General features: G+C 62.0%; 12 protein-coding genes and 1 pseudogene. 7 read left to right on the top strand and 6 right to left on the bottom strand.

Annotated features, from left to right (window positions below; all coding sequences use genetic code 11):
• Nucleotides 1-34 precede the first annotated feature (34 nt).
• A complete protein-coding gene (locus tag AC1MLZ_RS23665; protein ID WP_480962289.1) occupies nucleotides 35-1,465 on the top strand; it encodes an IS1182 family transposase in 1,431 nt (476 codons plus the stop codon).
• Here AC1MLZ_RS23665 and AC1MLZ_RS23670 read toward each other — a convergent pair.
• Both AC1MLZ_RS23670 and AC1MLZ_RS23675 read right to left on the bottom strand, forming a co-directional pair.
• Complete coding sequence (locus AC1MLZ_RS23670) at nucleotides 1,456-1,590, bottom strand: hypothetical protein (RefSeq protein ID WP_480962290.1); 135 nt, start codon at nucleotides 1,588-1,590, stop codon at nucleotides 1,456-1,458. The genes AC1MLZ_RS23665 and AC1MLZ_RS23670 overlap by 10 nt on opposite strands.
• Nucleotides 1,591-2,131: 541 nt before the next feature.
• A protein-coding gene (locus AC1MLZ_RS23675) for an IS3 family transposase (protein WP_480962291.1) occupies nucleotides 2,132-3,372 on the bottom strand; the annotation gives its coding sequence in 2 pieces (ribosomal slippage) (nucleotides 2,132-3,025 and nucleotides 3,028-3,372; 1,239 coding nt in all).
• A 428-nt stretch (nucleotides 3,373-3,800) separates the two neighbouring features.
• Here AC1MLZ_RS23675 and AC1MLZ_RS23680 point away from each other — a divergent pair.
• The gene (locus tag AC1MLZ_RS23680) at nucleotides 3,801-4,694 is read left to right on the top strand and encodes a hypothetical protein (RefSeq protein ID WP_480962292.1); all 894 of its coding nucleotides are present in this window, start codon (nucleotides 3,801-3,803) and stop codon (nucleotides 4,692-4,694) included.
• Nucleotides 4,691-5,416, top strand: coding sequence for an ATP-binding cassette domain-containing protein (locus AC1MLZ_RS23685; protein ID WP_480962293.1), 726 nt, complete (start codon nucleotides 4,691-4,693; stop codon nucleotides 5,414-5,416). Before AC1MLZ_RS23680 ends, AC1MLZ_RS23685 begins: the two co-directional genes overlap by 4 nt.
• 332 nt (nucleotides 5,417-5,748) lie before the next feature.
• Here the strand turns inward: AC1MLZ_RS23685 and AC1MLZ_RS23690 are convergent, their stop codons facing one another.
• Nucleotides 5,749-8,646 carry a Tn3 family transposase gene (locus AC1MLZ_RS23690; protein ID WP_480962294.1) on the bottom strand — a complete coding sequence of 966 codons (2,898 nt, stop codon included), beginning with the start codon at nucleotides 8,644-8,646 and terminating at the stop codon, nucleotides 5,749-5,751.
• A 95-nt stretch (nucleotides 8,647-8,741) separates the two neighbouring features.
• Here AC1MLZ_RS23690 and AC1MLZ_RS23695 point away from each other — a divergent pair, with 95 nt between their 5' ends.
• The 4 genes and pseudogenes from AC1MLZ_RS23695 to AC1MLZ_RS23710 form a co-directional block, all read left to right on the top strand.
• Nucleotides 8,742-9,368: a recombinase family protein gene (locus tag AC1MLZ_RS23695; RefSeq protein ID WP_480962295.1), complete on the top strand. Its 627-nt coding sequence runs from the start codon at nucleotides 8,742-8,744 to the stop codon at nucleotides 9,366-9,368.
• Nucleotides 9,365-9,913 (top strand): hypothetical protein, encoded by a 549-nt coding sequence (locus tag AC1MLZ_RS23700; protein WP_480962296.1) that lies wholly within the window; start codon nucleotides 9,365-9,367, stop codon nucleotides 9,911-9,913. The genes AC1MLZ_RS23695 and AC1MLZ_RS23700 overlap by 4 nt, the downstream gene beginning before the upstream one ends.
• 73 nt (nucleotides 9,914-9,986) lie before the next feature.
• On the top strand, nucleotides 9,987-10,328 hold the full coding sequence (locus AC1MLZ_RS23705) for a hypothetical protein (protein WP_480962297.1): 342 nt from the start codon (nucleotides 9,987-9,989) through the stop codon (nucleotides 10,326-10,328).
• 107 nt (nucleotides 10,329-10,435) lie between these two features.
• Nucleotides 10,436-10,774: pseudogene (locus AC1MLZ_RS23710) on the top strand (transposase); the annotation flags it as partial.
• 32 nt (nucleotides 10,775-10,806) lie between these two features.
• On the opposite strand, the gene AC1MLZ_RS23715 reads toward AC1MLZ_RS23710, so the two are convergent.
• The 3 genes from AC1MLZ_RS23715 to AC1MLZ_RS23725 all read right to left on the bottom strand — a co-directional run bounded on the left by AC1MLZ_RS23715 (nucleotide 10,807) and on the right by AC1MLZ_RS23725 (nucleotide 15,653).
• Nucleotides 10,807-13,776, bottom strand: a complete 2,970-nt coding sequence (locus AC1MLZ_RS23715) for a Tn3 family transposase (RefSeq protein WP_480962298.1) — start codon at nucleotides 13,774-13,776, stop codon at nucleotides 10,807-10,809.
• A gap of 91 nt (nucleotides 13,777-13,867) precedes the next feature.
• Complete coding sequence (merA, locus tag AC1MLZ_RS23720; protein ID WP_004213247.1) at nucleotides 13,868-15,286, bottom strand: mercury(II) reductase; 1,419 nt, start codon at nucleotides 15,284-15,286, stop codon at nucleotides 13,868-13,870.
• A 37-nt stretch (nucleotides 15,287-15,323) separates the two neighbouring features.
• Nucleotides 15,324-15,653, bottom strand: a complete 330-nt coding sequence (locus AC1MLZ_RS23725; RefSeq protein WP_004213249.1) for a heavy-metal-associated domain-containing protein — start codon at nucleotides 15,651-15,653, stop codon at nucleotides 15,324-15,326.
• Between the last annotated feature and the right edge of the window lie 11 nt (nucleotides 15,654-15,664).

Raw genomic sequence — 15,664 nt, forward strand, 5'->3', positions numbered from 1 at the left:
TCCCTCGATATGCTGACGGGTGTATGTTTTGGTGATGGCATATATCGAAGGTCATGCGCGCGAGCAGGCGCTGCTATTACCGGCGTCGGTCGAGGATTACGTGGCGGCGGACAATCCGGTGCGGTTCATCAATGCCTTTGTTGACGACCTCGATCTGGGTGACGCTGGCTTTCTTCGATCGCGGCCGAAGGCGACGGGGCGACCAGGCTTTGATCCGGGCGATCTGCTCAAGCTGTACCTGTACGGCTATCTTAACCGGGTGCGATCAAGCCGGCGCCTGGAGGCGGAGGCGATCCGCAATCTCGAGGTGATCTGGCTGCTGCGCGGGTTGCGGCCGGACTTCAAAACCATCGCTGACTTTCGGCGCGATAACCGGGCGGCGTTCAAGACCGTCTTCCGTGCGTTCGTGGCTCTATGCCGTAAGCTCGATCTGTTCGGGCGCGAACTGCTGGCGGTGGATGGCACGCGGCTGAAGGCGGTGAACAGCCAAACGCGCAACTTCACACGGGCGAAACTGGAGACGTACCTCAAGTCGGCCGACGAGCGACTGGAGCGCTATCTGACGCAACTGGACGACATCGACCGCGGCGAGGATGACGGTGGTATCGGGCCTGCCGAGGCGCTTGCGGCCAAGATCGCCAAGGTGCGTGAGCGGCGCCAGGTCAGCGAGGCGATGTTGGAACAGCTGAAGACCAGCGGCGAGAGCCAGATCTCGCTTACCGATCCCGACGCGCGCGCGATGGTGACGCATGGCAAGACGACCGTCGGCTACAATGCGCAGGTGGCGGTCGATGCCAAGCACAAGCTCATCGTCGAGCAGCATGTTACCAACGCCGGCAGCGACCTCGGCCTACTGGCCCAAACCGCTGGCGCGGCCAAGGCCTTGCTCGGTGCCGAGCGTATCGATGCCGTGGCAGATATGGGATACTACAAGGGCGAGGACATCGAGGCGTGTGAGGAGAACGGCATCACGCCCTATGTCGCACGTCCCCAGCGGGGCATCGCGGTCAGCAACGGCCACTTCCCCAAGGAGCGGTTCCACTACGGTGCCGAGGAAGACGTGTATCGCTGCCCCAGCGGGCAGCGTCTCGACACCCGCTACCACTCCGTCGTGCGCGGGCATGTCACAGTGCAATACTCCAACCCGAATGCCTGCGCCGCCTGTGCCATCAAGGCTCGCTGCACCGGCGGGCGCTACCGTCGCATCAATCGCTGGGAGAACGAGGCGGTGCTTGACCGCATGGCGGAGCGACTGGCCGCCCGCCCGGATATACTGGCGGTGCGCCGCGAGACGGTCGAGCATCCGTTCGGCTCAATCAAACAGTGGATGAACCAGGGCGCATTCCTGATGCGCGGGCTCGAGAAGGTGCGCGCCGAGTTCAGCCTGACCGCGTTAGCCTACAATCTCAGACGGGCTATAACCATCATCGGCGTGCCGGGGATGATACGGGCCGTTCAGGCCTGATTTGGCTCGAAATAACCGCTTCGCGCGGTCGATAAACCGGCGTTCGCCTCCACTAACAGCCGTTCTCGGCCTGATGGTTCGATCCGGCGCGTATGCGCGCCCAGTTCGTCGTCGAAGCCGCTCACGCGGCCCTTATCTGATCGACAGCGAGTTTACGCACACTCTGGATCCTTTCCAAGAAAGGGTGGGATCGGCAGAAAGCCCCCACTTGCGGTCATCTCCCGCGGTCTAAGGTTTTCCCGAAGGCGGAAGTTTAGCGGGCAACGATGCAACCCAGTCACCCGCATATTCTTCTTGAGCGGCCACTAACGCGGGAATCACGTCGGGCCCACTATCGAAAATGCTGACGAGATCGGATGCTTGTCCACCTACCTCGATCTTATATGCCTTTAATCCTCGACCCATGCCTCGCGACATCCCCGAAGGCCATACCTTGAGACTAGCGCCATAGCAGAAGGGTATCAGTCCCTTGGGTTCTAAAGCGCGACGCCGGATCACCTGTAAGGCCTTAAAGAAGTCCGTTTCTTCGACGGAATGCTTCTCACCTCGCACCGTACAAACCAAGCGACACGATCGATCTACTTCGCTTTGGACTAGCGAAATCTGTTCGTCATCATCCCCACCGATCATAAATAGAAAGTGCTCGACCATGCCTGTTGTTGCCCCCTAAAGGTCTGACAGGGCCTCGCAGGTTTGCGCGATGAACTCGCGGGGTGATCGATAGCGCAAAGCGCGGTGCGGATGCACCTCGTTATAATGGGCGAACCAGCCAGGCAGTTGGTCGATGACACTCTGCGCATTCGGCCTGGGATTCACACGGACATAATCGCGTTTGAGGGTGCGGACGAACGCCTCAGCCATGCCGTTCGATTGAGGACTGCTGACTGGGGTCGTGCGCGGGATCAGCCCAATGCCTCGGGCAAACGCACGTGTGTTGCGAGCGGTGTAACAGCTGCCGTTATCGGTAAGCCACTCGATGGGTTCGGGTACGCGGTTCACCTGTCCGTAGCGATGCTCGACTGTGGCGACCATCAGGTCCTGGACGTCCTCGGCGGTGATGCCGCCCGTCGTCGCCACGTGGCCCATCGCCTCGCGGTCGCAACAGTCGAGCGCGAAGGCGACACGCACCTTCTCACCATTGTCGCAAGTGATCTCCAACCCGTCGGAACACCAGCGGGTGTTGCGGAGGTCGACGGCGACCCGGCCATCGTGCCGCCGTTCCTCGCGGCGTTCGCCGTCCCGCTGTAGCAGCAGCCCGTACACCTTCATGACGCGGTAGACGCGTTTCGGATTGGGCGCTTTGCGCCCGGTCTTTTCGGCCTGCCGGCGCAGCAGAGCATGAACGCGGCGATAGCCGTAGGTCGGCAGATCGGCGACGAGCGCGCGGATGTCGGCGACCAGCTCGGCATCCGGCAGTGGCGGTCGTCCGCGTGGTCGGGGCGACGGGCGATGGCGCATTGCGGACAGGTGTGGGCGAGCAATTCCGACCGCCTCTGCGACCGCGCTCACCGTCCATCCTGCGGCAACGAGGTCGAGCGCAACAGGAGTTTTTTTGGGCCTGCGGCCCGGGACACGGCCTCGCGGAGCAGCTCGTTCTCCATGGCCTTCTTGCCGAGCAGCCGGTGTAATTCGCGCACCTGCGCCTCGAGCGCACGGTAGTCGGACGCCGGCACCACTTCCTCACCAGCTGCCGCGGCGGTCAGCGCACCCTGCGCCATCAGGCGCCGCCAGGTGAAGATCTGATTCCCACCAATGCCGTGCCGGCGGGCGACGAGTGACACGCTCATTCCGGGCAGATACGTCTCCTCGACGATCCGGACCTTTTCTTCCGGTGTCCACCGTCTCCGGCGCGGAACACCGGAGAGAACCTCGCCATCATTGTAACGCCTAGTCGTACCGTTAGTCATGTGCCTCACTCTTATCTAAGAGCGGGGACCTGTCAGGTTATTTAGGGGGCCACCTCAATGCCTGACCCTTATCTACTAAATTACGGTAGCATTGCGACCGTCTACTTTCCAGTTGAGCCGTCTCATACGCCGCCATTCTGGAAACCACCAAACCCGGCCATTCCCAAAAATTGATCCGATTTCGGGAATGTCCGGGTTGGGAAGGTTAGCGGACATTCGCGACGACCGGGTCTCGCCGGAACAGCACCGCTTATGTAGGTTTGCCGCTTCGCTCAAATTCGACCCGAAAGGCGAAAAGCAAAGTGAGTTTGACGGCTGGGGAAGGAACGGGACCGGCCGAGCGCCTGTTTCGCTACGATCGGCGGATCGCGATCAACGCTGCGAGGGCTACCTTTTCGGGTTGGCACGACCGCCTAATTGCAGCGACGATGCTGTTGTTCGCTCTGGCGGCCGCGCGCTCATGGCTTTTGGATCGCGCATGGCCGATCGCCGCGTGGACAGCCTTCGGTGCCGGCGTATTGATCGGCTTGACCACCGGCCGCCTGATCGCGGTACGCCTTGCGTTTCACGCCTCCGATGGACCTTTGGCGGCTGACGCACTGTGTCCAGCGCTCCGAAGGCGTTACCTGATCGCGTGGTGTGCGATCGGGCTGACACTGCTGGCAATTTTCACGGTCATCTCCCGACCATCCCTGCTGATTGCCAGTCTACCCGGCTATCTGATCGGTGCGCTCGTGGGGTATGTAACAGGTAGCCTCTCCATAGCCGGCTTTGGCGCGTGCAATGCGGGGATCGGCCGAATTCTCCGATCATGGATCCAGCGACCCGGCGCCGGGATCGTCGCTGCCGCGATGTTGCTGCTGTCACTGGCGTTTGCGGCTCAATACCTACGGGGTGACGCTTTGGTTGTGGTCGCTGGTATCGAGACAGCCCTATCCGGGTTGGCGCTGACCATAGTCGACGACGGCAGCGTGCGCTTCCAGACGATCGCAGGTCGGGGCGCATGGCGCATCATTGGTCGCCAAGCGCGCGGCGCTATGCTCTTCGTCGGTACAGCGGCACCGGCCTGCGCCTTAGCATTCGGTCATGCCCTCGCCGCCGTCGTCGCGGCGACCTCGATCGGGGCCCTGCTGCTGATGGTATTACGAACCCTCGCCTATCGAATCCATGGCAAGGGCTTTGCCGATTTCATCGTTTCGATACTGACGGGACTGCTCATTCTGACGGCTTTCTCAATGCCGATCATCCTGCCATTCGTCGGCATTGCCATCTTGTGGCAGTTGCAGCGCCGCTCCGCGGCAAGGACCTGGTTGCTTGCATGAATCCGATCATCGACCTTACTGCCGTATCGATCGAGCGTACTGGCGAGCGTGTCGTTCGCCACGTTGACCTGGCGGTTATAGAAGGATCGTGGTTCGGCCTGATCGGGGCAAACGGGTCGGGCAAGACCAGCCTGCTTCGCGCACTTGCGGGGCGATTGCCATTCGCCAGCGGATCATGCCGCATTGATGGCGTGGAGATGATCGCGCACCGGCCGGCGCGAGCGACGTACTTCGGCTTTTCGCCACCGGCCGACACATTGCCCGATGCGTTGCGCGGACGCGAGGTGCTGGAACTGGTCGGCGGGGATATCGAAACGATCTGGCCCCGTTTAGGCCCATTGCGCGGGGCGCTCGGTTTGGACGCGTTGCTCGACCGCTGGATCGGCGACTGCTCGGCCGGTATGCGGCAGCGGATCACGATCGCCCTTGCGTTCGCGCAGGGCCACACGCGGGTGATACTGGACGAGCCCTTCAACTGGCTGGACCCCGTTGCCGCGTTCGATCTTCGCCAAGCGCTGCGTGGGATGGTCGACAACGGACTGACGCTGATGACCGCCCTTCACGATCTCGGGACGCTCGCGGTCTCGTGCGACGCCGGCATCATGCTCGCTGGTGGCAACGTCGCAATGGAACTGGACAGCCGCTTGCTCGAAACTGCCGCTAAAGATCCGCAGGCATTCGAACGTCAGACAATCGACCGGCTGAGGTCAGCAGCGGTATGAGGGCGGCAATGCTATTCCCCCATCTCGACAGCTACGCTTACAAGAGAGCCAGTTGGTATCGGGTCAACCCTACCTATCAGCTGATTTTTCCCTATTGGGATGAGGGAAAATCTTGAGCAGCTGGCGACCGCTTTAACTCCAGTCGCTTGCTCTAACGCGAGCGTCAAAACGGTCAGATCAGGTCGTGTCCCGCGTGGTGGTGTAGCTCAGCGGTAGTGAAGCTGACCGGCCGCGCGCTATCATCCAGCGCTGTAGCGGCCGGTCAGGTTCACGGGTGGCCATCGAAGATCTTCGGATAGGGGGTCGGTTCCGGCTGAGGGCGGAATGACACCCTAAGCGCCGGCGTCCTTGGGCCAAAGGTACTCGCCAGTGAGGAGGATGTGTGCCCATCCGAGCGGCGAAATATGGGCGAGAAGATGGTCGGGGGTATCGAGCCCTTCGCGGCGCCGGGCCTCAACGGCATGGCCAAGGTGCAGGGTGTTCCAGTAGACGATGATGGCGGTGAGCAGGTTGAGGCCGGCGATCCGGTAATGCTGACCCTCCGTCGTGCGGTCGCGGATTTCGCCCTGACGGCCGATGCGCAGGGCATTTTTCAGCGCATGATGTGCCTCGCCCTTGTTGAGGCCGACCTGTGCACGGCGCTGCATGCCGACGTCGAGTATCCATTCGATGATGAACAGCGTCCGCTCGATCCGGCCCACCTCGCGCAGCGCGGAGGCAAGATCGTTCTGGCGCGGATAGGAGGCGAGCTTGCGCAAGATGCTGCTCGGCGCGACCTGTCCAGCGCTCATGGTGGCGGCGCAGCGGAACAGATCGGGCCAGTTGGAAACGATCAGCGCCTCACGCGCCTTGCCGCCCACCAGCGGGCGCAATTCGCTCGGCGTCGCGGCAGGGTCGAACACGTACAGTCGTTTGGATGGGAGGTCGCGGATGCGCAGTACAAGGCGGCAGCCGAGCATCGCGCTGATCCCGAACAGATGATCGGTGAACCCGCCAGTGTCGGCGTACTGCTCTTCGATCCGTCGCCCTGCCTCATTCATCGTCAGCCCGTCGAGTAGATAAGGTGCTTCGCTGACCGTGGCTGGAATGGTCCGCGATGCAAACGGCGCGAAGCGGTCGTTGACGTGGGTATAGGCCTTGATGCCGGGATCGTTGCCGTAGCGGGCGTTGATCGTATTCATCGCTTCGCCCTGCCGTGCGGCGGGGAAGAACTGGCCATCGGCCGATGCGGATCTGCCCATACCCCAGACCTGGGCCATCGGCAGCGCCCCTTGCGCCGCGACCACGTTGGCCAGCGCCTGGTCGATCGCCTCGCTTTCGACGTGCCAGCGAGCGAGACGGGAGAGTTGCCAATAGTCGTGAGTGTTGGAAGCCTCTGCCATCTTACGCAGACCCAAATTCAGGCCCTCGGCAAGCAGGACGTTGAGCAGGCCGATTCGGTCGCCGCATGGCACGCCGGTGCGCAGATGCGTGAAGGCATCAGTGAAACCCAGCGCGGTATCGACTTCGAGCAGCAGATCGGTGATGCGGACGGGCGGCAGCCGGCGATACAGATCAAGCACCAGATCCTCGATCCCATCCGGCGCGTCAGCGGTGAGCCGATCAATGCGCAGCGTGCCGTCCTCGATGCTGCCTTTCGGAATTGTACCGCTGCGCGCGGCGCGACCGAGCCGGGCAAGGCCATCAGCGAGACGCACTTTGCGGTCAGCCAGCCAGACATGCGGGTCGGACGGGACCGCCAGCTTCGCGGCATGCGCGACCGCCATCGGCACGAGGACGTGGCGCAGGTCACCATATCGATGCGAGCGGTCGAGCCATATGTCGCCCGAGCGCAGCGCGTCGCGCAGGTGAAACATGACCGCGACTTCCCGGAGGCGGGCATCATCATCGCCCTTCGCCCGCAACTGTCGCCGCCATTTGGAATGCGGGCGCAAGAAATCGTCGGCCGCCGGAACTGCGCCCTTGGTAGCGATGACGGTAGCCGCGTCCAGCAAAGGCCGTGCAACCGCCGCAGCTTTGAGGTCGAGGCATCGCAGCATGCGCGGGGCATACCGACGGAAGCGGTGATACCCCTGATCAACATAGGCCAGCGGATCATCGCCCAAGGTGTCCGTCAACGTCTTGGCCGTAGCGACGAGGCTGGTGAGCCGTTCCCATCCCGCCCCGCCCGCGACCGCATCTTCCAGCGACGCGCCGTCGCCATGCGCTTCGAGCAATGATTGACCGAGTGCAGTGAAGCCGTTCAAAGTCGCAGTGGTAGCGCCTCTGGTTTCTACGACCCGCGCGTCATGCAGTTGCTTCGCGTCGCGCCAGGTGCGGCCAACGATCCGGTCATGTGTTTCGATCACCGCATCCGCAGTCGCCGTGGCCCATTCAATGACGCAGACCGCCATGATAGCGCGGCGCCGATCGGCGCCGAGGTCGCGCAGGCCATCGGCGAAGTAGCGCTCGCCCTGCCGGCGTAGCCGGGCGACGCGATGCGGTGGAACACCGGCAAGTATACCATCATTGAGGTTCATCGCGCGCAGGAACTCGAGCCGGTCGAGCAGCCGGTTCGCCGCGGCGGAGTTGTTGCCCGGCTCAATCCGGCGCAGCCAGATGAAGCGGCTGATCGCCCCCGGCAGCATCTCGGTAGTCAGTCGGTCGAGCCCATCACAGGCGACGGGATCGAGACGGGCCGCGATCCGCTTCTCGATCCGACGTTCGGCGGCGACGAGCGCGTCCGCGCACAAACGCTCGATTGTCGTGATCGCCGGCAGGATGGTCATGGTTTCACGGCAGCGGGCAATGAAGCGCCGGGCAAGGTCGTCGTTTGAGCGTGCCTGCTCGGCTTCGGCGAGAAGCCAATCGCGGAAAGCCCTGGCATACGGTCCCCGTCCGGGGAACATTCTGTATCCGTAGATACGGCGCAGCGCCTCCAAGTGCTGGTGGCGGGTTTGGCGTCGAACGGCATAGGCCGCGAGCGTCTCGCCAGCGATGCCAAGCTGGGCGCCTAGAAAGGCAGATACAGTGTGGGGGATCAGTTCGCCGGGAGCAAGGGTCCGGCCTGGATATCGCAGCGCGCACAACTGCAGGGCGAACCCGATGCGGTTCTCCGGTCGGCGACGCCGGTCGATATGAATCAGGTCATCGTCTGCCAGAAGATAATGGCGCAGCAGCGCCGCTTCGTCAGTCGGTAGGTCGAGTAGGGCCGAACGCTGTCGGGCGCTGAGGATATGGCGTCTCGGCATGCACGGCTTGTCCCCATTGAACAGAAGTCTGTTTTGGACAACACTGACGCCACGTAAATCAAGAGTTTTCGAGGCCTGATTTCAGGAAGGTTCAATTGGGACAACGCGCTGCCATCTACGCCCGTGTCTCGACCGCCGACCAGTCGTGCGAGCGGCAGCTGCGTGATCTTGCCGGTTTTGCCGAACGGGGCGGCTATGAGGTGGTCGAGATCTTCCGCGAAACCGCTTCAGGCATGAAGGCCAACCGCTCGGCGCGTGGCGAAATCATGAAGCTGGCGCAGGCGCGCCACATCGATGCGATTCTCGTCACCGAACTCAGCCGCTGGGGGCGCTCGACCCAGGACCTGCTCGACACGCTCAACCGGCTGTCGGGCTGGCGCGTGTCGGTCGTTGCGATGAGCGGCATGACGTTCGAGGTCGATACGCCGCACGGGCGGATGATGGCGACAATGCTCGCCGGGATCGCGCAATTCGAGCGCGACATGCTCAGCGAGCGGGTCCGCTCCGGTCTCGCCGCGGCACGGGCGCGGGGTCGGAAACTTGGCCGGCAGATCGGCGACCGCCCCAAGTCCGACCGGCACGCATCCAAGGTGCTGGAGCTGGTCGCCGAGGGTCGCAGCTATCGCTGGATCGCGCGCGACATCGGCCTCAGCAAGAACACCGTCGCCGCGATCGTCGGGCGGGCGCGGGTGGATGCTGCACCTGTCGAGGGGGAGGCATGACCAGACAGTTTCCGCCCGATCCACGGCGCAAGGCGCGCTTCCGTGAAATCGCGCGTGGTATCGTCGCCAAGGACCGATCCGATCGGAAGTACGGCCTCACCGTCGATACCGCCGGTGCCATCGCCCAGGCACTGGAACGGGCATATCGCGACGGCGTGCGGGACGACCCGACAGCACTCGCATCGGTGCCGGAGCAATCAGATACCGGCCCGGTCGAGTGGGCGCTGATCCCGCCGCGACCCCGCGAAGGCTTCTGGAGCATTTGCCTGGCTATCCTAGGCGGTGACGGCAGCCAGTCGCGCGACGGTCATCTGGCACCTGCGATCACTGAACGCGGCACGCCGGGCTGGGCCACCGTCACAGAAGGTAGCAGCCCTGACAGGGTGATCGGTGAACGCAGCATCCGACCGCTCGTCCGCCTGAACCTGCTCGATCATCCGCCTGATCGGCCGGAATACCTGCTTCTGACCGAACGAGGACGGGAAACCTGGCATCTGTTCTGTCAGCGCGGTGGGCGTTACCCCGAGGATCTCACCGACATATGATCCGGCTTTTCCTTTTACCATCTGGGACGGATTACAGGTTGCCCGGCAACAAGCTGCGTCGCATCCTCATGCCATGCTGACGTTCGGCTTCTCCACCCTGATCGACTTTTTAAGCTGGATCGCCGCTTTCGCCATCGGCTTGAAGGTCGCGGCGACATTGTTCGTGCTGATCGTGAACAAGGACATGCGCGATCAACCCGGATGGGGATCTGCCTTGTGGTGGGTGACCAAGATAACCCCGATCGTTGCGGTTTCCTGTCTCATCTGCATTGCCCTGCGGCAACGCGATTCAGCGTTGGTCTGGTTCTACTGTGCTGCGGGGCTGTTCGTTGTAGTCGCGGTGCCGCTGAAGATCCGGCAGCGGCGAAACCGCATCGCGGCGCGAATGCCCGGTGAACGGCCGGCTCGACCATAAACTCAGACTGCGTGCTTCGTGCCCCACGCTTAGGGTGTCATTCCGCCCTCAACCGGAACCGACCCCGATAGGTTTGGGTTGCAAGACTCAACCAAAGGAGACCTTCGATGACCGACGACACGATGAACCTGCAGGCGCTGGTGGGAAAGAGCGCGGATGCAGATTTCCTGCGTGAGATGATAGGCTTTGCCGCGCAGCGGCTGATGGATCTGGAGGTCGGTAGTCTGACCGGCGCTGGATATGGCGAGAAGAGCAGCGACCGGCTTGCCCAACGTAACGGTTACCGCGAGCGCGACTGGGAAACGCGGGCCGGCACCGTTGAACTGCGCATCCCCAAGCTGAGGACGGGCAGCTACTTTCCCGCCTTCCTGGAGCCCCGGCGCCTTTCAGAAAAAGCGCTGACCGCGGTTGTCCAGGAGGCGTCACCTCAAGGTTTGTTCGCCAGACAACGATTTCTCGGACATAAGCGGAACATGGGCTACGCTACACGCTTCAACCGCGCCATTGGCTCGTTGAGTGGGTGGAATTCACCTGCTGGAAGTCGCCTGGCCTGCTCCCAGAGGTAATCGCCGGTCAGACTGATGTGCGCCCAGCCCATCGGAGAAAGGTGCGCAAGCAGTGCCGCATCGAACGTCGTGCCGACAGCGTTGAGGTGCTGGGCGGCCCGGTCGAGATAGACCGTGTTCCAGTAGGAAATCGCCGCAATCAGCAGGTTCAGCCCAGATGCGCGAAATTCCTGATTTTCCAGCGAGCGATCGGTGAACCGACCCTGCCGGTTGGTATAGATGGCGGCGGCAAGCGTGTGCCTCGCCTCGCCTTTGTTGAGACCGGCCTGACAGGCACGTCGCAGTTCCGGTTGTTCAAGCCAATCGAGCGTGAACAAAGTGCGCTCGATACGGCCCAGTTCAGCCAATGCAAAATCCAGCCTGTTCTGGCGTTTGTAGGCGGCAAGTTTTCGCAAGATTACTGACGGCGCCACCGTGCCATCCTTGATTGAGGCGACAATCCTGACGATGTCATCCCAATCGGCCTCGATCGCTGCCGTTTTGATGGTGCGGCCCATCAGATTTTCGATGCCCTTGTATGTCGATGGCGCAGCGATCGAACCCAGCTTGCGGTCGCCAATATCGCGCAGCCGGGGCGCGAAGCGGAACCCGAGTAGGTGGCAGAGTGCGAAAACATGATCGGTGGCGCCGCCGGTATCGGTATAGTGCTCATGCAACGGAAGGTTGCCGGCGCCCAGGACAAGCCCGTCGAGCACGTAAGGCGCTTCACCTGCCGTCGCGGACATGATCCGTGATCCGAATGATGCGAAGTGATCGGAAAGGTGAGAATAGATTTTCACGCCAGGTTCGGCGCCATATTTGGCATTGACGTCCGCCGCCCCTGAACGGCTCCGCCCCGACCGGAAGAACTGGCCATCGGACGACGAACTGGTGCCAGCGCCCCAATGCCGCGCGAAGGGTAATTCGTGATGGGCTGAGATGATCATGGCCAGCGCGGCCTGATAGTTCTCGGGTGAAAGATACCAGTTGTGGGTCCATGCGAGTTGGGCATAGCTGACGCCTTCGCTGGCATTGGCCATCCGCTCCAGCCCGAGGTTGGTGCCATCAGCCAGAATTGCGGCGAGTACCGTGCTGGGGTTGTCGTGCTCCTTGCCTGAGCGCAGGTCACGGAATGCGTTCAAAAAACCAGTGCGTTCGGCGACTTCAAGCAGCAGCTCGGTGATGCGCACGCGGGGAAGCAGGGTATCGAGCTTGCGATCGAGGGCTTCAGCTTCCGGTGGGGTGACAGGCGGCATTTGCTGAAGCTTGAGCCGGTCTCGTTCGAGCGACACTCCCTCAAGCTTGTTTGTTTTCAACTGCTTGGCAAATCGGCGCAGCCGCCAGTCAAGATTTCGTGCCCGGTCAGCGAGGTAGGATGCAGCATTTGAATCGAACGGAAGCACATCCGCCACTTTGGCGGCGTCGCGCCGACCCAGCAAATAGGCATCGAAGCGCTGATAGTTGCGGGTTCCCTCGATCCATACATCACCGGCGCGCAAACGATCACGCAAGGTTGCCATGATCGCAATTTCATAACGTCGGCGGTCGATACGGCCGCTTTCGGTGATGAGACGCTTCCACTGCCGATTGGGGAATGGCAGTGGAACGCCATCGGGAAGGTCGCGCGACTTTCGTGTGTTCGCATCGCGAATGACATCGATGGCTTTGATCAGTGCCGTCCTTGTTCCAGACGCCTTGAAGGTGAAGGCGTCCAGAAATGCCGGGCTGAAACGCCGTAGCGTGGCGTAACGCTCGGTTGCCGTTACCAGTGCGTCCTCGCCGGCAAGATCAGCAAGGGCATCTACTTGGGCCTTTGCCGCAACAAGCCGGTGCCAGCCCACCGCTTCGTCAATCAATTCGAGCGGATCGCCGCCATTCTGGACAGCCTCATCAAGTGCTGTAATCGTGGCGCCAAACAGCCGCATGAGTTGCCCCACCGACTGAATACTATCTTGGTAGCGACGCTCGCGCCCACGCCGCGCGCGCGTGAACATGCCGCCGATAAGTCGGTCAAACATTTGGATCGCGGCATCGGCAAGTCTGGCCTCAAGGTCGATCACTGCGGCCGTCAACGTCGCCCGCCTGCGATTGACGCTGTAATCCGAAAGCAGGAATGCCGGTGCCACGCCGCCCTCGCGGACAAATTGGGCAAAGCGGAATTCCGGAATGGCGCCCCCAACTACCGGGTGGATACCTATGCCGCGAACATAGCGCAGGCGCTCAAGCAAGCCATTGATATTGGCCGCAGTCGGGGCTTCTTCGAAATTACGCAACCACGCCAGCGGTGTCATGCCGAAATCCGGGTTGTTGATTACGAGTTCGTCTAGCCGTGTCAGTTCAGCAGAGCTGAGGCCTTCGACGATTGCGGCTGCGGCAGCTTTGCGTGCGCGTGCCCGGCCAGCAAGACCGGCGCGTTCCAGTGTGTCGCCTGACGGAAGAATGAACCGCTCACCCTTCAGGCCAACCATGAGGGCGCGAACAATCGGTTCACCTCTGTCTGTATACTCGGCGGCTTGCGCGGCAAGATTCAGGGCAAGTGCCAGGTCGCCGCGTCGAAACGGGCGTATGCCAAGATAACGCGCCACGAGATCGGCATGATCGGTACGAGTTTGCGCGCGCTGACCATATGCAGAGAAGGAGGAAGGATCGACGAATAACTGTGCCGCGAGGTACTGAAGAATGACGTCGGGAAGCCCGATCTCGGGTTGCAGACCAAAGCCGGGATGTCGCATCAAAGCGATTTGTGCAGCCAGACCGAGGCGATTTGCTGGACCATAGCGGCGCCCAACCAATTCAACATCTTCCGCAGAAAGGGTATAATGCCCAATGATCGCGGTTTCTTGGACAGGAGGATCGAACAGGCGCCGGCGCTCGTCTCCGGTCAGAAGTCGGCGTCGTGCCATTTTGCTCTCCCGCTGAGGCGAATAACAAAATTGACACCAAAGCGGCTTGCACTGGAGGGAGGCCATTCGTTGCCGGTTGATCCCCGAGCAATCACCCGGCGCAGCAAGACAGTTTGGCGACATCCTTATCAAACGTTTGGGCCGCCAGTTTGAGGCCTTCCACAGTGGTCAGGTAAGGAAATATCGTTGCACCCAATTCCAGGGTGGTCATGCCGTGTTTGATCGCCAGCACCAGTGTCTGGATCGAATCCGCGCCTTCGGGTGCCATGATCTGGCCGCCCAGCAAACGGTCGTTCGCCTTGTCGGCAATCAGTTTGATGAGACCCCGCGTATCGCGTGCTGCCAGTGCCCTTGGCACAGCATCGAGCGGGAGCAGCGAAACCTTGATGTCCAGGCCTTGCGCCCGTGCTGTCGTTTCAGTGAGGCCGGCGCTGGCGACTTGCGGGTCGGTGAAGACGACGGATGGCATGGAGGAATTGTCGTAGCGGTATTGGTTGCCCGTCACCGCGTTGCGCGCGGCCAGTTTTGCGCCATAGGCGGCCATGTAGACGAACTGGTCCCGTCCCGTTACATCGCCCGCCGCGTAAATGCCTGGAACCGACGTTTCGAGGTGGTCATCGACGACGATTCCACCATTACGGGCAAGCACTATGCCGCGCTCCTCCAGCCCAAGCCCGTCGCTATTGGGTCGGCGTCCGGTGGCGATGAGCACCTGTTCCGCCGCGACGGTGTCACAATGCCCCTCGCAGGTCAATTCGACCCCGCTCTGTGTTTGGGCGATACGCTGATAGCCGACACCTGCGCAAACCCGCACGCCCTCGGCTTCCAAATAGTTTTTCAGCGCGGCACTCACTTCCGGGTCCATTTCGGGGAGCAGGCGGCTTCGGCAGCAGATGGTGACATCAACGCCCAGACGCGAAAACATCTGTCCCAGTTCTACCCCGATCACCCCGCCACCGATCACCAGCAGCGATTTGGGCAAGCGATCCAGCGCCAGCGCCGATGTGCTGGTTAGGTAGGGCACGCTGTCCATCCCCGGAATCGGCGGCACGGCGGCGTGCGCACCCATCGCCAATATGACCTTGCCGACCTTCATGGGCGCATCGCCGACAATCAGCGCACCATCGGCAAAGCGTGCCTTGCCCTCGATATAGCTCACACCGTCATAGGCGGGCAGCAGATCGACATATTTTTTTTGGCGCAGCGTCGTGACAAGATCGTCCTTCGACGCCGCCAATACGGACCAGTCATCCATCTGGACAGCGCCCCCAAGGCCGGGAAAGCGCGCGGCGGCAAGCCCACCATGCACCGCTTCGGCGGCGCGGATCAGCGTCTTGGAAGGAACGCAGCCAACATTGACACAGGTGCCGCCAATCGTGCCGTGACCGACGAGCGCCACTTTCGCGCCCAGATCGGCAGCGGCGATCGCGGCGGAGAACCCGGCAGAACCCGCGCCGATGACGGCCACGTCAAATCCTTCCTGCCCGGGGCGGTTGCAACAGTCGTTCATTGCTTATCGCTTTCTTGAGGCGCTGGCGGCGCCCCGCTCAGTTTTGAATAGCGCGCGCCGGATAACCCGCGTTGGTTGATGCAGCGGCAATCGCAGCAGCATTGGTGCGGCGCGGGTTATAGGTTGCGCGCGCGGTCTTGGCTGCGAAATCGACCGTGACCGCCGTTACCCCGGCGACGCCTTCCATCGCCTTCTTCACGGTGATCGGGCAGGTGGCGCAGGTCATGTTCTCTATGGCAAAGGTGGTTTGCTTCTGAGCGGTTGCGGTAGCCGCGGGGCGATCTTGCGCCGTGCCACTAACTGCATAGGCGACCCCGCCGCCAGCCATAGCCAGCACGGCCATAGCGATACATACTGTCTTTTTCATGGGTATTTCCT

This window comes from Sphingomonas sp. PEI4, assembly GCF_056679955.1.